Source organism: Paractinoplanes abujensis (assembly GCF_014204895.1).
Taxonomy (GTDB): domain Bacteria; phylum Actinomycetota; class Actinomycetes; order Mycobacteriales; family Micromonosporaceae; genus Actinoplanes; species Actinoplanes abujensis.
The window spans coordinates 3,290,618-3,307,494 of record NZ_JACHMF010000001.1; the positions used below are offsets into that span (position 1 = coordinate 3,290,618).

Consider the following 16,877-nt stretch of genomic DNA (forward strand, 5'->3'; position numbering starts at 1 on the left):
GAAATAACTACTCTCGGTCACAGGGCTGCCGAAAGTAGGACGTGTCCTCCGCGCCCGGCTCCCCGCCGATCTTCGCCGATCGGGCGTTCCAGGCTGCCACCGCACTGTCGGTCGTCAATCTGATCGCGTTCTTCGCGCAGGAGGTCGCGGGACCGTTGTGGCCCGCGCCGGTGAACTGGCTGCCGATGATCGCCATCATCGGGCTGACCCAGCTGCTGTGCCGGCGGGTGCAGACCGACCCGGCCGCCGCGCCCGTGGTCCAGCGGTACTGGCGCAAGATCGAAATCGGGACCTGGCTGTTCACCGGCGTCGCGGTGCTGCGGATCACGGCCGAGCTGGGCGCCGCCGTCTGGGTGGTGCCGGTCTCGGTGGCGCTGCACATCGTAGGCGGCGTCATGCTCACCGCGCCGCTGATCGGCCTGCCGGTCAGCGCCCGCAGCCGCGCCCGCAAGATCGGCGTGTGGCTCGACCTGGGCACGCTGTCGGCCGCGGCCGGGCTGCTGATCTGGCACTTCGCGGCGTCGCAGCAGTTCGCCGGCGGCACCGTCACGCCGGCCCGCGTGCTGGCCGCGGTCGTCATCATGGGCGCCGGCCTCAACGGCGTCTACCTGGCGGCCCGGGTCGTGCTGTCGGGCGTCGACTCGTTCGCCCGGCGCGGGCTCAACTGGATCGGCGCGTCGGCGGTGATCGGAGGGCTCGGCTCGGCGATCGCCTTCCTCGACCCCCGGGAGTCCGTCGTCAACCTGCTCGTGCTGGTGCTGCCGCTGGCCGCCTGGACGGCCGCGGTCGGCGCCCGGGTGCAGGTGGTGGACAGCGCGGCCGGTGGCCGTCCGCGGCGGGCGCGGCGCGGTTACAACCTGATGCCGTACGTGGCCATCGCCGCGGTCGACGCGATGGTGGTCTATCACGACGTCCGGGGCACCGGCGACGGCATGCTGATCGACGGTGTCGCGGTCACGCTCACCGTGATCGTGGTGGTGCGTCAGCTGATCGCGTTCCGGCAGAACGATGCCTTGCTGGCCCGGATCGGGGTGCAGGAGGAGCGGTTCCGCCGGCTCGTGCAGAACTCCACCGACCTGGTCACGATCGCCGCGCCCGACGGCACGGTCACCTACGCCAGCCCGGCCGCGCAGAACGTGCTCGGCGTCCACCCCGACGACCTGGTCGGCACCGACCTGACACCCCTGATGCACCCCGAGGACGTGACCGTCCGCCGGCAGTTCGAGGCGTTGGTGGCCGAGCCCGGCCGGACCGCGACGTTCCAGTTCCGCCTGCGGCACGCCGACGGGACGTACCGGTGGCTCGAGACGATCGTGGCCAACCTGACCCACGAGCCCGCCGTAGCCGGTGTCGTCAGCAACGCGCGCGACATCACCGAGACCCGGTCGGTGCAGGAGCGGCTCAGCTACGAGGCCAGCCACGACATGCTGACCGGCCTGGCCAACCGCACGCTGTTCGGCGATCGGGTCGCGGCCGCGGTGGCCGGCGCCGGCCCGGAGCAGCCGGTCAGCATCGTGCTGGTCGACCTGGACGACTTCAAGATCGTCAACGACACCCTGGGCCACGCCACCGGCGACGCCCTGCTCGTGCACGTGGCCGGACGGATGCAGGCCGGCGTGCGACCGGCCGACACGGTGGCCCGGCTGGGCGGCGACGAGTTCGCCATCCTCTTCGACGGGCTGGCCGGGGCCGACGTCGACCAGGTGCTGACCCGGATCGCCGCCGGCCTGCTGGAACCGGCGGTGGTCGACGGCGAGCCGATGACCGTGCGGGCCAGCTTCGGCGTGGTCGACGGGCACGGCGGGGACGACGCGGGCGACCTGCTGCGCCGGGCCGACATCGCCATGTACGCGGCCAAGGAGCGCGGCGACGGCGGCTACGAGCGCTACCGCGCGGGCATGGAGGCGCGCGGCGCCGAACTCAACCGGCGGGCCACCGCCCTGCGTACGGCCATCCTCGCCGATCAGATGGTGGTGTACTTCCAGCCGGTGGTCACGCTGCCGGACGGCCGGATCACCGGCGCCGAGGCCCTCGTGCGCTGGCAGCACCCCGACGAGGGCCTGGTCGGCCCGGGCGCCTTCATCGAGACCGCCGAACGGTCCGGCCTGATCGTGACGCTCGGCACCTGGGTGCTGCGCGCCGCCACCCGCGAGGCCGCGACCTGGCCGGGCGAGCTCACCGTGTCGGTCAACGTCTCGGCCCGGCAGCTGCGCGACGCCGGCTTCCCCGACGTGGTGGCGGCCGCGCTGCGCGACAGCGGACTGCCCCCGCACCGCCTCACCGTCGAGATCACCGAGTCGGTCGCGGTCGGTGGCGGCGCCACCGCGGAGAACCTGCAGGGCCTGCGCGACCTCGGCGTACGGCTGTCGCTGGACGACTTCGGCACCGGCGCATCGACGCTCAGCCTGCTCGCCACATGCCCGGTGCACCAGATCAAACTGGACCGCTCGTTCGTGCCCGGGAGCGGCGGCTCGGACGCCATCGCCGACGCCGTGGCCCAGATGGCGCGGGCCTTCGCCGTACAGGCGGTGGCCGAGGGCATCGAGACCGCGGAGCAGGCAACCCGGATGGCCGCCCTCGGCTACGACCGCGCCCAGGGCTTCCACTTCGCCCGCCCGATGAGCGGGCCCGACCTGAGCGCCCGGCTCCGCTCACAGGTCGCCGTGGCGTGACCCGGGGCCGCCTCAGGCCGCGGGCAGGCGCACCTCGAACCGGCAGCCGGCGCCGTGGTTGCGCACCTTGACCCGGCCCCCGTGCGCCTCGACCAGCCCACGCACGATGGCCAGGCCCAGCCCACCCCCGGCGCCGCGGTCCGGGGTGCGGGCCCGCTCACCGCGGAAGGCCACGTCGAAGACCCGGCGCAGATCGTCGTCGGGGATGCCGCCGCAGGTGTCCGAGACCGCCAGCCACACGTCGTCGGCGTCGCGGCCCGCGTCGACCTGCACGGTGCCGTCCTCGGGGGTGTAGTGCACCGCGTTGATCAGCAGATTGCTCACGACCCGGGCCAGCTCCCGCTCCCCCGCCCGCACCCGCGGCCAGCCGGTCTCCGCGGCCAGCAGGGTGATCCGCCGGCCCGCGGCCAGGGGCGCGACGCCGGCCAGGGCGTCCGAGACCACCTCGCGCAGCGGGACGACCGTCGGCGCCAGGCGCAGGGTGCCCGCGTTGATCCGGGACAGCTCGAACAGGTCGTCGACGAGCTGGGTCAGCCGGTCGGTGCCGGTCCGGATCCGCCGGTGGTACTCACCCACGGTCGCCGGGTCGCGCACGACCCCGTCCTCGAGGGCCTCGGCCATCGCCCGCAGCCCGGCCAGCGGCGTCCGCAGATCGTGCGAGACCCACGCGACCAGCTCGCGGCGGCCCGCCTCGAGGCGCCGTTCCCGGTCGCGGGCCTCCTGCGCCCAGACCGCCGCGACGGCCAGCCGCCGGCCGAACGTCACCCCGACCGCGAGGCTGACCACGGCCGCGGCGGTCACCGTGACCAGCACCACCTGCAGGTCGTGGGCGGACAGGAACATCGCCCGGGCGACCGCGGCCACGCCGGCGGCCACCGCGACGACCGTGATCACCAGCAGCGCGACCACGTGCACCAGGATCGAGCGGTCGCGCAGCAGGCGCAGCGCACCGGCCCCGGCCACGCTCACCAGGCCCCCCGCCGCAAGGGCGTACAGGCCGATCAGCACCATGTCCCTCACCGGGAGCCGGCCTCCGCCTCGTACCGGTAACCGATGCCCCACACGGTGAGGATGCGGCGCGGGGCGGCCGGATCGTCCTCGATCTTCTCGCGCAACCGGCGCACGTGCACGGTGACTGTCGACTGGTCGCCGATCTGCCAGCCCCACACCTTGCCGAGCAGGTCGGCGCGCGACCAGGCCCGCCCCGGGTGCCGCAGGAGGAACTCCAGCAGATCGAACTCACGCACGGTGAGCTGCAACCGCTCGCCTCCCAGCCAGGCGACCCGGCGGGCGGTGTCGGCGGTCAGGTCGCCGTCGTGGAAGATCGCGGCGGGTTCCGGTTCCGCGGGCGGCGTCCCGGCCCGGCGCAGCACCGAGCGGATGCGCAGCACCAGCTCGCGGGGCGAGAACGGCTTGGTGACGTAGTCGTCGGCGCCGATCTCGAGCCCGAGCACCCGGTCGGCCTCCTCCCCCAGCGCGGTCAGCATGACCACCGGCAGGTCCGGCTGGTCGTGGCGCAGGCGCCGGCACACCTCGAGGCCGTCCAGGCCCGGCATCATCACGTCGAGGACCACGAGGTCGGGCCGTTCGGCGGCCACCGCGGCCAGGGCGGCGGACCCGTCGGCGGCCAGGCGCACCCGGCAGCCGGACTGTTCCAGATAGCGGCGCACGACGTCGCTGACCGTCGGGTCGTCGTCGACGACCAGCACCTGATGTTCCACCTCGCCCACGCTACCGATCGTCGTCGCCCCCGGGTCTTTCCAACCTCTTACGGCTTCGCCGGTACCACCCGGTCAGCGCGGCGGCGACGGCGACACCGGCCAGCACGGCGAGCAGGTTGCGCCCGTAGTCGAGCGGCAGCACCGACGGGTTGCCGGCCGGGCGTCCCCCCAGCACCAAAGGCACCCCCACGACCAGCAGCGACGCGGCCACGAGAGCGGCGACGCGGGCGATCGCCGGTTTGAGCAGAGCGCCGGCCACGAGCACGATCGGCATCCACACCAGGTCGTGCGCCACGACCAGCACGGCCAGGAACAGCAGCACTCCCGGCTCTGTCACAACACCCCCGATCCCGTACGCCGTCACGAGCACCCCGAGACCGATCAGCGCGCGCACGGCTCCTCCCGTACGGTCAGACGACCCACCCATTTCGTCTGGAGCACACCCGGCCGGTTCGGGGCGATCAGCCGCGCCGGGAAGCCGTGGTCGCGGTCCAGCACCGCGCCGTTGAGCCGCAGGGCGATCAGCGTCAGAGGGTCACGGGTGTGCGGGCCGGCCACCGTGGAGGCCCGGTAGCGGCCGGCCGTCTCGAGCGACTCGACCAGCACGGTGGCGCGCCGCGGGTCGGCGCCGGCCAGCTCGACCAGGTCGGCCAGCCGCACGCCGGACCAGGTCGCGTCCGCGCTCCACCCCTCGACGCAGGTGATCGGCAGGCCGGCGGTGTGCTGCGGCAGGGCGTACAGGGCGGTCAGGTCCAGGTCGAACGTCCCGCCCGGCCCGGTCACCGACAGCCGGTAGGTCCCGGCGCCGACCGCCGACGTGCCCGCGGCCGCGGCCGTCCGGTTGACCGGCAGGCCCTGCGGCCCGCGGTCCGGCCGGCGGGGTGCGAGAACCGCGATCCCGCGGAGCGGCCGCCACGTCTGCCCGGCGGTGGTCAAGGTGATCAGCCCGATCGCCCCGCCGACCCCGGCGAGAAGTTGCCGTCGTCGCTCCGCCGGCGGTCGCGGACGCCGCAAAGCCTCCCGGACCACCGGTAGCTGCACGCCGATGTGGACGAGCAGGGCACCGGCCACAAGCCACGCGACCCGGTAGTGGCCGGTGGTGAAGAAGAACGGCATGGGTGCGTACCAGTGCGCGACGTTGAGAACGCCGCTGATCACCTGGAACAGGGCGGCCGCCACGAGCAGGGCGACACCGGCCCGTTCGGCGGCGTGGGCCGGGGAACGCACCGGCGGCCAGGCGAACAGCCGCGGATAGACCGACCACAGCTTCACCCCGAGCAGCGGCACGCAGGCCAGCCCGGCGGCGACGTGCACGCCCTGGGTCACCCGGTAGAGCCCGGCCGGGCGCGACGGCCACCAGAACCAGCCGGGCGGGTGCTGCACGAGATGGCTGAGCAGCCCGGTGCCGAAGCAGACGCCGAACGCCACACCCAGCGCGATCCCGAGCAGGCTGGTCAGCCGGGCCGACCGCAACGGCGAGGGGAACGCCCCGGGGCGCAGCGGGCCCCGGCGCAGGCGTTCGGGCGGGGCCGGCAGAGGCGCGAACCACCAGTGGGCCAGCCGTCCCCTCGTACGATCACTCGTTGGTTGCGCGGCCTCACTCACCGGCTTGTCAGGGTGGCGAACCATCGTCCCGCCTCCGTTCGTACGTCGAGCACCCGTAGCCCGGCCTCCGCGGCCGGTCGGGCCAGATCGTCGGCGGGGACCGCGGCCCAGGCCAGCTCGGCCCCGCTGCCGTCGGCCGTGTGCACCCGGGTCGTGCCGGACCAGCTCGGGCTGCCGGGCGGTCCGAGCTCGGCGTGGAGGCGCCCGGCCGGGGCCAGCAACCGGCGGCACCGCCGCAGGAGCCGGACCGGGTCGCCGCCGATGCCCACGTTGCCGTCGGCCAGCAGCACGTCGTGCCACCGCCCGAGGCCCGGCACGGGACCGAAGACGTCACGCCGCAGCGCCGCGGCGCCCCGCCTGCGGGTCAGGCGTACCGCCTGCTCGCTTACGTCGATGCCGAGCGCACTGCGGCCCGCCGCGGCCAGCGCGCCCACCAGCCGGCCCGGCCCGCAGCCCACGTCGAGCACCGGGCCCGCACAACGAGCCACCAGCGCGGCGTCCCCCGGCAGCTCGTCGCGGCACCACGCGGCCGGATCGAACGGGTGCAGCTCGCCGAGGGGGTTGCGGACGGCGAAAGCGGCGGCCCGGCCGGTGGCCGCCCGTCGCAGCGCCGCGTCGAAGAGGGCAGCGCCGGTCATCGGGGCACCAGCGGGACGGGCCCGACGGCACCGGCCGCCTGCGGGGCGACTCGGCCGGGACCGGCAGAGTCCGGGGTGGGCACATGCCGGCTCACGGCGACGGCGAAACGGCTGTCCGGGCGGCACAGCGCGGCCACGGCGTGCGCGTCGGCCGCGGTGTCGACGTCGCGCAGGCAGGCCAGGCGGAGCACCGTGAGGCCTCGCCGCTCGAGGGCGGCCCGGGTGTCGGCGCCGGTACGCGCGGTGGAGGTGGGGATGTCGGCCAGGACCTCGGCGTGCCGCGGGTCGCGCAGGCCGAGCGCCCACCAGCCACCGTCCGCGGCCGGGCCCAGGGTGGCGCCGGGACCGCCCGGGGCCAGCAACGGGTCCAGCGCGGCCCGCAGGTCGGCCACGGTCAGCTGCGGGGTGTCCATGCCGACCAGCACAACCGGACCGCCCGGCCCGGCGGTGTCCGCGAACGCCCCGGCCAGCCGGTCGCCCAGGGTCCCCTCGCGCTGCGCGACCGTTACCCAGCCGGGCCGGTCCGGACAGTCGCCCGCCAGCGCCAGCACGCGCCGGGTCACCGCGGTCGCGGACACGGTGGCCAGGGTGTCGGCCAGCGCGGCGGCCGCGACGGCGGCCGCCTGCCGTGGGCTGCAAGGCGGGCAGAGCCGGGTCTTGACCAGGCCGGGGACGGGCGCCTTGGCCAGCACGATCACCTGGCCGCTCATCGGGCCAGCACCGCGCTCATGTCGCGGACCGCGCGCAGGGTGCCCAGGGCCGAGCCGGAGACCTTGGACCGGGTCCCCGCCGCCCGCGGGTGGTAGTCCACGTCGACCTCGGTCACCCGCCACCCGGCCCGTCCGGCCGCCAGCAGCAGCTCCAGCGGGTACCCGAAGCGGCGGTCGCGCAGATCGAGGGCGAGCAGAGCGTCACGGCGCACGGCCCGCATCGGCCCGATGTCGTGCACGGCCAGCCCCGTCCGCCGGGACACCCGCCGGGCCAGGACGGCGTTGCCGGCCCGCGCGTGCAGCGGCCAAGCCCCGCGCCCGACCGGGCGGCGCCGCGCCGTCGCGAGATCGGCGGCCCCCCGGCGTACGAGGTCGGCCAGGCGGGGCAGCTGGCAGGGGTCGAAGGAGCCGTCGGCGTCCATCACACAGACCACGCCGTCGGCCGGGCCGGCGGCGTGCACCCCGGCCTGCACGGCCGCGCCGTACCCGGGTTCGGGCACGGTGACGACCTCGGCGCCGAGCCGGCGGGCGACCCCGGCCGTGCCGTCGGTGGAACCGTTGTCCACGACGATCGCGCGGTAACCGGGTGGCATGCGGGTCAGCAGGGCGGGCAGGGCCGGTGCCTCGTTGCGGCAGGGCAGAACGACGTCGGTCATGCTGCGGACGCTATTGCCGAACCGGTCGGCCAGGTCTTACACGACGGTGACGAAGCCTTACCGGGCGATTACGGGGCGACTCTTCCTCTTACGATCCGCGGCCGGCCCGCCCTAGCGTCGGCGCGGTGACTCATGTGCTTGTGACCGGCGGCGCCGGTTTCATCGGATCCCACGTCGTCCGCGCCCTGCGCGAAGCCGGCCAGGACGTCACGGTGGCCGACATCGGGCACCCGGCCGCGCACCGGGCCCCTCCGCCCCCGGTCGTGGCGGGGGCCCCGGTGCGTCAGGTGGACGTACGGGACGGCTCCGCCGTCGGCGCGCTGCTGTCCGGAGTGGACGTCGTGGTGCACCAGGCGGCCATGGTCGGGCTCGGCGCCGACCTGGACGACCTGCCCGAATACGTCGGCTGCAACGACCTCGGCACCGCCACCGTGCTGGCCGCGATGGCCCGCGCCGGCACCTCCCGGCTGGTGCTGGCCAGTTCCATGGTGGTCTACGGCGAGGGCCGGTACGCCTGCCACCGGCACGGCGAGGTGCGCCCGGCCCCGCGCGCGGCCGCGGACCTGACCGCCGGGCGGTTCGAGGCGCCCTGCCCGGACTGTGCGGACCCGCTCACGCCCGGACTGATCACCGAGGACGCCCCGCTCGACCCGCGCAGCGTCTACGCCGCGACCAAGGTGGCGCAGGAACATCTGAGCGCCGCGTGGGCCCGCCAGACCGGCGGCTCGGTCGTCACGCTGCGCTACCACAACGTGTACGGGCCCGGAATGCCGCGCGACACCCCGTACAGCGGGGTGGCCGCGATCTTCCGGTCGGCCCTGGCCGCCGGGCGGGCCCCGCGCGTCTTCGAGGACGGCGGGCAGCGCCGGGACTTCGTGCACGTGCACGACGTGGCGGCGGCGAACCTGGCCGCGGTGACAACCACCGGCCGCGGCCCCGGCTGGCGGGCCTACAACATCGCCTCGGGCCACCCGGCGACGATCGGTGAGATGGCGGCCGAGCTGAGCCGGGCCACGGGCGGGCCGGACCCGGAGGTGACGGGCGAGTTCCGGCTCGGCGATGTGCGGCACGTCGTGGCCTGCCCCGCCCGGGCCGAGGCGGAACTGGGGTTCCGGGCCGTGATCGGGCTTTCCGACGGGGTGGCCGGCTTCGCGCACGCCCCGCTGCGGGCATGAGGGTCCGGGCCGACGGCGCGGCCGCGACGGCCGCCCTGGGCCTGTTCGCCGTGGCCGCGGTGACCGGCGTGGTGCTCTACCTGCACGGCCGTCCGGTGCAGGCCGGCGCGGCGCCGCTGTTCGCGCACTGGCGGCCGCACCTCGGCCCCGGAACCCCCGCGGCGGTCCTGGTCGCCGGGCTCGTGGTGGGGCGCGGGCCGGCCCTGGCCGCGCGCCTGTCGTGGCGGCGGCTCACCTTAGGAGCGTACGGGGTCGCGGTGGCCTGGTCCTTGTCGCTCGCGCTGGTCGACGGGTGGTCGCGCGGGGTGGCGGACCGGCTGACCACCCGGCACGAATACCTGCACGAGGTCGCGGGGGTCACCGACGTCCCGGCGATGCTGCGCGAGTTCACCTCGCGGATCCTGGACGGAAGCACCGATTCGTGGACCACCCATGTGTCGGGTCATCCGCCCGGCGCGCTGCTGACGTTCGTGGCGCTCGACCGGGTCGGCCTGTCCGGCGGCGGCTGGGCCGGGCTGGTCTGCGTCGCGGCGGGCGCGCTGACCGCGGTCGCGGTGCCGCACACCGTACGTCTGCTCGGGGCCGACGACGCGGCCCGGGCCGCCGTGCCGTTCGCGGTGCTCTTCCCGGGCGCGGTGTGGGCCGGGGTGTCCGCGGACGGCGTGTTCGCCGGGGTCACGGCCACCGGTATCGCGCTGCTGGCGCACGCCCTCACCCGGGGCGCCCGCACAAGCGCCGTGACGGCCGGGCTGCTGCTCGGCTTCGGCTGCTACCTGTCGTACGGGCTGGTTCTGATGGTCTTCGTCGTGGCCGCGGTGCTGATCGCCGCCGGGCTGCCCTGGCGGCCACTGCCGTGGGTGCCGGCCGGCGCGGCGGCGGTGGTCGTCGTCTTCACCGCGTACGGGTTCTGGTGGCTCGACGGCTACCACCTGGTGGTCCGGCGCTACTACCAGGGCATCGCCGCGGTCCGCCCGTACGCCTACTGGGTGTGGGCGAACCTCGCGGTGCTGGCCGTAGCGGCCGGACCGGTGGCGGCCGTGATCCTGCGCCGAGCCGTACGCGCGGTCACCGGTCCGCGCCGGGCGACCTGGTTGCTTCCGCTCGGCGCCACCGCCGCGATCGTGGCGGCCGACCTGTCCGGTTACAGCAAAGCCGAGGTGGAACGGATCTGGCTGCCGTTCGCCTGGTGGCTGACCGCGGGCGCGGCCCTGATCCCGGCCGACCGGCGGCGCTTCTGGCTCGGCGCGCAGGCCGTCACCGCGCTCGCCGTCAACCATCTGCTGCTGACCACCTGGTGACGCCGGAGCTTGGCCCCGGCCGCGCTTCCTCAGCGAGGGCCACGGCACTCACAGATAACCGTCGATGTGTCATAGCATGGACCACTGTGGAGACCGAAGCCGATCGCCGGCCCGTCCTCGACGCCGGGTTCGATGACCGCGTTCCGCCGCCCAAGCTGGGGCTCTTCGCCGTCCAGCATCTGCTGACCCTGTCGGCCATCTGGGTCTTCCCCGTCCTCATCGGCATCACGCTCGGGCTGGCCACCGGCGACGTCACCCGCATGATCCAGGCCTCGTTCCTGCTGGCCGGGGTGGTGACGGTGCTGCAGTCGAGCCGGATCGTACGGCTGCCGATCGTGCAGGGGCCGACCGCCGCGTTCTTCGCCGCGGTGCTGGCGGCCGGGGCGGCGTACGGGCTCGACGCGGCCTTCGGCTCCATGATCGTGGCCGGGCTGATCTTCATGGCGCTCACGATCCCGGTCGGCCGGCTCGGGGTGCTGATCCACGTGCTGCGGTTCGCCACCGACCCGCTCGTCTACGGCACCATGTGCGTGATCATCGGCGCGCAGCTGGCCACCCTCGGCCTGCCCGGCTGGTTCGGCGCCGAGGGCGAACCCGCGTACGGGTGGAAGTTGTTCTGGATCGGCCTGATCACGTTGCTCACCGTGGTCGCCTGCCTGCTGCTGGGCGGCACCACGCTGATCCGCCGGGCCGCCGTCATCATCGGCATGGTGGCCGGCTCGGTACTGGCCGCGGTGTCCGGGCTGTGGAGCCTGCCCGACATGTCGGGGGTCGCGTTCGTCGGGCCGCCCGCGCTGCTGCCGTTCGGTTTCGCCGTGGCCTGGCCCGCGGTGCTGCTGATGCTGCTGGCCTTTCTCGAGTCGAGCGCCGAGGCCGTCGGCATGTACACGCTGGTGTCGCGCTGGGGTGGCACCGAACTGACCCGCGAACGCATCAACCGCGGGCTGTTCACCGAATACGCGGGGTCCGTCGCAGGCGCCGTGTTCGGCGGCATCGGCACGGCGTCGTACCCCGAGAACGCCGGCATCGTGCGCGTGACCCGGATCGGGAGCCGGTTCGTCACGATGGCTGCCGGTTTCCTCGCGATCGCGCTGGCTTTCCTGCCGGTGTTCAGCGCCTTCGTGGCCGGGCTGCCGGGCGCCGTGCTGGCCGCCGCGTCGACCGTGCTGTTCGGCATCATCGCCATGAGCGGCGTGCAGATCCTGGGCGCGGTCGACTGGGACGACCTCAACATCACCGTCGCGGGCACCGCCTTCATCCTGGCCCTGGGCGGCCAGTGGCTGCCCGAGGCGATGGTCGCCACGATGCCGGACTGGGTGCGGGCGCTGATCACCACCCCGATGATGTTCGGCGCGGTCCTGCTGATCGTGCTCAACGCCGCAGTCAACTACGGCCTGCGCCCGCTCCTGGCCCGCCCTTCCCGCCTATGATCACCCTCCGGCGGCGTACCTTTCCGAGCGGCCCGCACCCCCGGCCGGCCCTCCCATGATCACGCTGCGGCTCAACCACCAGCAGCGCGCCTTCCTGCAGGCGGTCGTCGACCGGTCTTGTCGCCTCAGTGACATCGGTGAAGTTGTCCGGGCCGCCCTGCGCGACGCCCCCGATCCCGCGCCGCTCACGTTCCTCGCCGTTTCCCCACCCCCATCCCGTACGGCTGTGGCAGAGCACCTGGTGCAGCCGGGCACCGGCAAGGCAGTCGAAGTGGCCGCGGGCCGGGTGCTCCGAATCGTCCAGCTCGAAGGCCACCAGTGCGTCGACCTCAACGTGTTCACGCTGGCCGACCGCCGCGAACGGCTGCACGTGGGCCGCACCCGCGGCCTGCAGGGCCTGCACCCCGGCCCCGGCGACGTGCTCTGGTCCAACGCCCCCTGGGAGCGGCCCATCATGGCGATCACCGGCGGCGGGGGCACGACCGACACCCAGTTCCCGTTCTGCAGCCGCCTCATCTACAGCGCCTTCTTCGGCCTGCACGACCGCACCAACTGCCAGGAGATCCAGAACGAGGCCCAGCGCGAATACGGCCTGCACCGGTGGGACATCCACGAGTCGCTCAACCTGTTCATGCACACCGCACCCGGCCCCGGCGGCGAACCGGTCATCCGCCGCAACACCGCCCGCCCCGGCGACTACCTGGAGTTCGTAGCCCTGACCGACGTCCTGGCCATCCCCAACGTCTGCGGCGACGACCTCACCAACTGCAGCAACTTCGACATGCGCCCCGTACGGGTCGTCATCGAGGAACCCCTCCCCTCGGACACCGCCCAAGCCCGGCTCGCAGCGGACCGCGCCACGATCCTCGGGCTGCCCGCCCCGCTCGAAGTCGCCGACGGCCAGCCGTTACGGCGCGACCCCACGTACGTGGCAGCCTTCCCACACCTGCCCCTACGCCGCGCCGACGTCCGGGTCGACCTCGACGACACCCTGACGCGCCGCTTCCACCGAACCAAGAACGTCACCCTGTACGCCGACGACGACGCAGCCGCCCTACGGGACCTGACCCTGTCCTGGGCGATCGACCACTTGGGCGCCTTCACCGGCAACGCTTGAACTCCCACCACTGGCGCCGCCGGCTCCGCACCGTCGCGCCGGCCGCCACGCCCCCGGTTCGGCGCAGCAAACCGGCCCGGCCCGCCGCACAGTGAGCGAACGCGCAGTACGAGCAGCCAACGACTCCGGCCGGCGAGCAGAAAGCGGCGTTCGCCGAAGACCAGCGGAAGCCCGCAGACCGGCGACCAACGACCGAACGAGCACCAAACAGCCAACGACCACACACCGGCGACCGATGACCTTGTGCCCAACACGCAGCAACGAACAACGAGGTGCACAAACCGGCGCGCAGTGAGCGAACACGCAGAGCCGAACAACGCCCCCCGCGGAACGGTGATCGGTGTGCAAACGCGCAACAACAAGCGGCGGATGCCGACCAACAACGGGCAAAGGGTGATCGGTCCTGCAAACGCGCAACAACGAGCAGCGCATACCGACCAACAACAAGCAAGTACACGACGCCGACCAGCGAACGAACCCGCACCTACGACCAGCAACCGGCGACCCACACGCACGACACGCAACGACACCGGTCGTGCCTGCGCCGCCCTGCTCGAAGCGCTGCGGCGCGCCGGCGATGCGCGGCGGTGGCCCGCAAATCCGCGCTCGTGACCAAATGCGCAAATACGAGCAACGAACCAGCGCCGAACGGCGATCGACGATCGGTGATCGGTGATCGGTGATGCACACGCGCAACAACGAACAACGGATGCCGACCAACAACGAGCGGCTACACGGCGCCGGCTTGCAAACGAAGTCGCACCTGCGACCAGCAACCGGCGACCCACGCGCATGACACGCAACGACACCGGTCGTGCCTGCGCCGCCCTGCACGAAGCGCTGCGGCGCGCCAGCGATGCGCGGCGGTGGCCCCGCAAATTCGCGCTCGTGACCAAATGCGCAAATACGAGCAACGAACCAGCGCCGAACGGTGATCGGTGATCGAAACGCGCAACAACGAACGGCGGATGCCGACGAACGGCGAGCGAGTACGCGACGACAACTGCGAATGAACTCGCACCTGCGACCTGCGACCTGCGACCAACGACCAACGACCAACGACCAACGACGGCGACCAACGACCGGCAACCCACACGCAACGACGTGCAACGACGAGCGCTAATCGGCGCTTCGTGAGCAAATACGCGGAGGCCAGCAACGAACCGGCACCGAACGGCGATCGATGATCGGTGATGCAAACGCGCAACAACGAACGGCGGATGCCGACGAACAGTGAGCGGGTGCGCGACGACGGACTGCGAATGCGCGCCGGCGGACAAAGGGTGAGCGCGAGGCTGTTGGCAGCCAGCTAACGGGTGTCGGCGGACGGCCGGCGAAGCTCGGGCACCGCCGGCTGCGGCTGCGTGGTCGGAGTCGGCGGCGCGGTGCGAAACAGACGAGTGCCCGGCGGCTGCGTTTTTGTGGACGGTGGCGTCGCGGCTGGGGTCAGACCTCTGGGCCGGCTTCGGCAGGCGTTTCGGGGGCCGTCGTGGCCGGCGGGGTGGTCGGGTCGGGCGGCGGCGTCGTGGGCTGGGTGGTGGGGTCGACCGGTGGGGTGGTCGGGTCGACCGGTGGGGTGGTCGGGGGCTGGGCCGGCGGCTGCTGCGGTGGCTTGGGCGTGGCCGGGGGCTTGGTCGGCTTCGCCGGTGGGGTGGTCGGCTTGGGTGAGGAGGGTGTGCCCTTGGGCGTGGCCGACGACGGGGTGTCGGTGGGGGTGAGCTTTTTGCGCACGGTCACCGTTTTTGTGTCGTTGGTCTGCCTGGTGCGCGTCGTCGGCAGTGGGGTCTGGGGCGCGGCGCTGGGCTTGGCCGACGTTGCGGGTGGGTCCACGGCTTCGATCGCGGCTTCTGCTTCCCTGCCGCCGGGGGTGGCGGTGCCGTTGAGCAGTTGCACGCCGATGATGCTGAGGATTGCCGTTACTACCGCGGCTGAGCCGATCACCGTCACGCGACGGCGGGAGCGGCGGCGCGCGGCCGGGGCGGCCGGCGAGACCGCGGCGTGATAGCGGACCGGTGACAGGGCCGGACGGACTGGTGTAACGGCGGGGGTTGCGGCGGGCGGGAGGCCCAGGCGGACCGGCGCGAAAGCGGGGCGGGCCAGAGGGGCCGTGTGGCCGAGGCGGCGCAGGGTTTCGGCGATGTCGTTGGCTGTGGGGCGGTTGGCCGGGTCTTCGGCGGTGCAGGCCTCGTAGAGGCGGACCAGGTCGCGGGGCAGCCCGGCCAGGCGGGGCAGGCGTGGGGCGGGGCGGCCGTGGCGGGTAGCCAGCACGGCCCCCAGGGTTTCGCCGGGCCAGGCCTTGGCGCCGGTCAGAGCCTCGAACAGGACCAGGCCCAGCGCGTAGACGTCACCGGCGGGGTAAGTGGGCTCGCCGAGGAGTTGTTCGGGGGCCACGTAGGCGGGGCTGCCCCAGAGGGCGCCGCCGCCCGAGCCGGCGACGGCGGCGATGCCGAAATCGAGCACCTTCACGCCGTCGGAGGTGAGCATGATGTTGCGCGGGTTGACGTCGCGGTGGACCAGGTCCTGCGCGTGGGCGGCGGCCAGCGCGCCCGCGGTCTCGGCGCCCAGTTCGGCGGCCCGGCGCCAGCGCTGGGCGCCCGTGCGGGCGATACGGTCGGCCAGGGTCTCGCCGCCGACGAACTCCATGACCAGATAAGGCGTACGCTCGTCGCCCTCGAGAAGCTCGCCGTAGTCGTAGACCTGCGCGATGTTGGGGTGGCTGAGGCCGGCCGCCGTGCGCGCCTCGCGCAGCACCTCGGTGGCGGAGCCGTCGAACATCTTGATGGCCACGGGCCGCTTCAACACGGTGTCGAAGCCGTAGCGCACCACGGAGTTGCCGCCGTGACCGAGGGCCTCACCCACCCGGTAACGCCCCGCCAGCTTTTGCACTGCGACCTCCCCGATGGCCGCCGCGGCGAGCCGCCGCCGGGACCATGATCGTGCGCGCAGCATACCCGGCCCGTACGACAGAAAAACGTTGCTGTGACCGCCCGCACCGGGCGGAAGGAGCACCGATCCGCAAAACGGTCAGTCCACATCGGAGCTACGGCTCAGATGCCGAGATCCTCCGACGTCGGGGCGGACTGGATGGTTTGGCGGCGACCTCGTAGAGCTCGGCCGGCAGCAGCGGCTCGAGCTCCTCGACGGTGTCGGCGACGGCGAACATGGCCTGGGCCGGGGTGCGCATTTAGGCCTGCCCCGGTGACCAGTCGCCGATCCAGCCGCGCCGGCCGGCGGACCAATTGCGGCTGTGCATGGCGCCCGGCCCGACCGGGCTGTGCATCTCCGAGCGGGCGTGATGCACCGCGAAGCGACCCTTGGCTGTGCGGAACAGCGTGTACGTCTTTTCGCCCTCGCTGGTCGAGGAGGTCCACTGGCCCAAGCCGACCCCGAGGAACCGCTTGATCGAGACCTGGGTGCGGGGCGCGGCACGGGGTACGGGACGCGGGGTGCGCGGTGCGGGGCAGGGGGCACGAGGCGCGGGATGCGCAGTGCGAGGCGCGGCGCGGCAAGGAGCGCGGGGCACGAGGCCTGGGGTGCGCAGTGCGGCGCTCGGCGCAGAGGGCGCGGGGTGCGGCGCTCGGCGCAGAGGGCGCGGGGTGCGCAGTGCGAGGCGCGGCGCGAAGCACAGGGCGCGGGGCGCGGGGCGCGAAGTGCGCGGTGCGCGGCAGGGAGCGCGGGGCACGAGGCCCGGGGTGCGCGGTGCGGCGTTCGGGGCAGAGGGCGCGGGGTGCGCGGGGCGGGGCAGGGGGGCACGAGGCGCGGGGTGCGCGGTGCGAGGTGCGAGGCGCGATACGAGGCAAGGGGCAAGGAGCGAGGGGCAACCCGGCGACCCGCAGCAGACGGCCGACGAGACAC

Annotated in this window: 15 protein-coding genes; 5 read left to right on the forward strand and 10 right to left on the reverse strand. The window is 73.7% G+C overall.

The features are described from left to right. Positions 1-41: 41 nt before the first annotated feature. On the forward strand, positions 42-2,672 hold the full coding sequence (locus tag BKA14_RS14840; RefSeq protein ID WP_184951518.1) for a putative bifunctional diguanylate cyclase/phosphodiesterase: 2,631 nt from the start codon (positions 42-44) through the stop codon (positions 2,670-2,672). Positions 2,673-2,684: 12 nt separating this feature from the next. Here BKA14_RS14840 and BKA14_RS14845 read toward each other — a convergent pair whose 3' ends face one another. From BKA14_RS14845 to BKA14_RS14875, 7 genes are read right to left on the reverse strand one after another with little or no spacing between them, the layout of a single operon-like run. After that, positions 2,685-3,692, reverse strand: coding sequence for a sensor histidine kinase (locus BKA14_RS14845; RefSeq protein WP_184951519.1), 1,008 nt, complete (start codon positions 3,690-3,692; stop codon positions 2,685-2,687). Then, complete coding sequence (locus BKA14_RS14850; RefSeq protein WP_184956759.1) at positions 3,689-4,393, reverse strand: response regulator transcription factor; 705 nt, start codon at positions 4,391-4,393, stop codon at positions 3,689-3,691. Before BKA14_RS14850 ends, BKA14_RS14845 begins: the two co-directional genes overlap by 4 nt. Positions 4,394-4,403: 10 nt before the next feature. Beyond that, the gene (locus BKA14_RS14855; protein ID WP_184951520.1) at positions 4,404-4,787 is read right to left on the reverse strand and encodes a hypothetical protein; all 384 of its coding nucleotides are present in this window, start codon (positions 4,785-4,787) and stop codon (positions 4,404-4,406) included. Next, positions 4,775-6,022, reverse strand: coding sequence for a molybdopterin-dependent oxidoreductase (locus BKA14_RS14860; RefSeq protein ID WP_184951521.1), 1,248 nt, complete (start codon positions 6,020-6,022; stop codon positions 4,775-4,777). Before BKA14_RS14860 ends, BKA14_RS14855 begins: the two co-directional genes overlap by 13 nt. Then, on the reverse strand, positions 5,995-6,636 hold the full coding sequence (locus BKA14_RS14865) for a methyltransferase domain-containing protein (RefSeq protein ID WP_184951522.1): 642 nt from the start codon (positions 6,634-6,636) through the stop codon (positions 5,995-5,997). Before BKA14_RS14865 ends, BKA14_RS14860 begins: the two co-directional genes overlap by 28 nt. Then, complete coding sequence (locus BKA14_RS14870) at positions 6,633-7,346, reverse strand: TIGR04282 family arsenosugar biosynthesis glycosyltransferase (RefSeq protein ID WP_184951523.1); 714 nt, start codon at positions 7,344-7,346, stop codon at positions 6,633-6,635. Before BKA14_RS14870 ends, BKA14_RS14865 begins: the two co-directional genes overlap by 4 nt. Continuing rightward, positions 7,343-8,002, reverse strand: a complete 660-nt coding sequence (locus BKA14_RS14875; RefSeq protein WP_184951524.1) for a glycosyltransferase family 2 protein — start codon at positions 8,000-8,002, stop codon at positions 7,343-7,345. Before BKA14_RS14875 ends, BKA14_RS14870 begins: the two co-directional genes overlap by 4 nt. A gap of 125 nt (positions 8,003-8,127) precedes the next feature. Here BKA14_RS14875 and BKA14_RS14880 point away from each other — a divergent pair, with 125 nt between their 5' ends. The 4 genes from BKA14_RS14880 (at position 8,128) to BKA14_RS14895 (ending at position 13,022) form a co-directional block, all read left to right on the forward strand. Further along, positions 8,128-9,177 (forward strand): NAD-dependent epimerase/dehydratase family protein, encoded by a 1,050-nt coding sequence (locus tag BKA14_RS14880; RefSeq protein WP_239093255.1) that lies wholly within the window; start codon positions 8,128-8,130, stop codon positions 9,175-9,177. After that, positions 9,174-10,475 (forward strand): hypothetical protein, encoded by a 1,302-nt coding sequence (locus BKA14_RS14885; protein WP_184951525.1) that lies wholly within the window; start codon positions 9,174-9,176, stop codon positions 10,473-10,475. The genes BKA14_RS14880 and BKA14_RS14885 overlap by 4 nt, the downstream gene beginning before the upstream one ends. Before the next feature lie 86 nt (positions 10,476-10,561). Beyond that, positions 10,562-11,905 carry a uracil-xanthine permease family protein gene (locus tag BKA14_RS14890; protein ID WP_184951526.1) on the forward strand — a complete coding sequence of 448 codons (1,344 nt, stop codon included), beginning with the start codon at positions 10,562-10,564 and terminating at the stop codon, positions 11,903-11,905. A 55-nt stretch (positions 11,906-11,960) separates the two neighbouring features. Next, the gene (locus BKA14_RS14895; protein ID WP_184951527.1) at positions 11,961-13,022 is read left to right on the forward strand and encodes a DUF1989 domain-containing protein; all 1,062 of its coding nucleotides are present in this window, start codon (positions 11,961-11,963) and stop codon (positions 13,020-13,022) included. Between the two features lie 1,446 nt (positions 13,023-14,468). Here BKA14_RS14895 and BKA14_RS14900 read toward each other — a convergent pair. The 3 genes from BKA14_RS14900 to BKA14_RS14910 all read right to left on the reverse strand — a co-directional run bounded on the left by BKA14_RS14900 (position 14,469) and on the right by BKA14_RS14910 (position 16,401). Continuing rightward, positions 14,469-15,908, reverse strand: coding sequence for a serine/threonine-protein kinase (locus tag BKA14_RS14900; RefSeq protein ID WP_184951528.1), 1,440 nt, complete (start codon positions 15,906-15,908; stop codon positions 14,469-14,471). Between the two features lie 154 nt (positions 15,909-16,062). Then, positions 16,063-16,206 (reverse strand): hypothetical protein, encoded by a 144-nt coding sequence (locus BKA14_RS14905; protein ID WP_184951529.1) that lies wholly within the window; start codon positions 16,204-16,206, stop codon positions 16,063-16,065. After that, complete coding sequence (locus BKA14_RS14910) at positions 16,207-16,401, reverse strand: hypothetical protein (protein ID WP_184951530.1); 195 nt, start codon at positions 16,399-16,401, stop codon at positions 16,207-16,209. Positions 16,402-16,877 lie beyond the last annotated feature (476 nt).

Bases quoted from the DNA above. Each gene is read 5' to 3' on its own strand.
- BKA14_RS14860 (WP_184951521.1), bottom strand. From the start codon at position 6,022: ATGGTTCGCCACCCTGACAAGCCGGTGAGTGAGGCCGCGCAACCAACG.
- BKA14_RS14865 (WP_184951522.1), bottom strand. From the start codon at position 6,636: ATGACCGGCGCTGCCCTCTTCGACGCGGCGCTGCGACGGGCGGCCACC.
- BKA14_RS14870 (WP_184951523.1), bottom strand. From the start codon at position 7,346: ATGAGCGGCCAGGTGATCGTGCTGGCCAAGGCGCCCGTCCCCGGCCTG.
- BKA14_RS14875 (WP_184951524.1), bottom strand. From the start codon at position 8,002: ATGACCGACGTCGTTCTGCCCTGCCGCAACGAGGCACCGGCCCTGCCC.
- BKA14_RS14885 (WP_184951525.1), top strand. From the start codon at position 9,174: ATGAGGGTCCGGGCCGACGGCGCGGCCGCGACGGCCGCCCTGGGCCTG.
- BKA14_RS14895 (WP_184951527.1), top strand. From the start codon at position 11,961: ATGATCACGCTGCGGCTCAACCACCAGCAGCGCGCCTTCCTGCAGGCG.
- BKA14_RS14905 (WP_184951529.1), bottom strand. From the start codon at position 16,206: ATGCGCACCCCGGCCCAGGCCATGTTCGCCGTCGCCGACACCGTCGAG.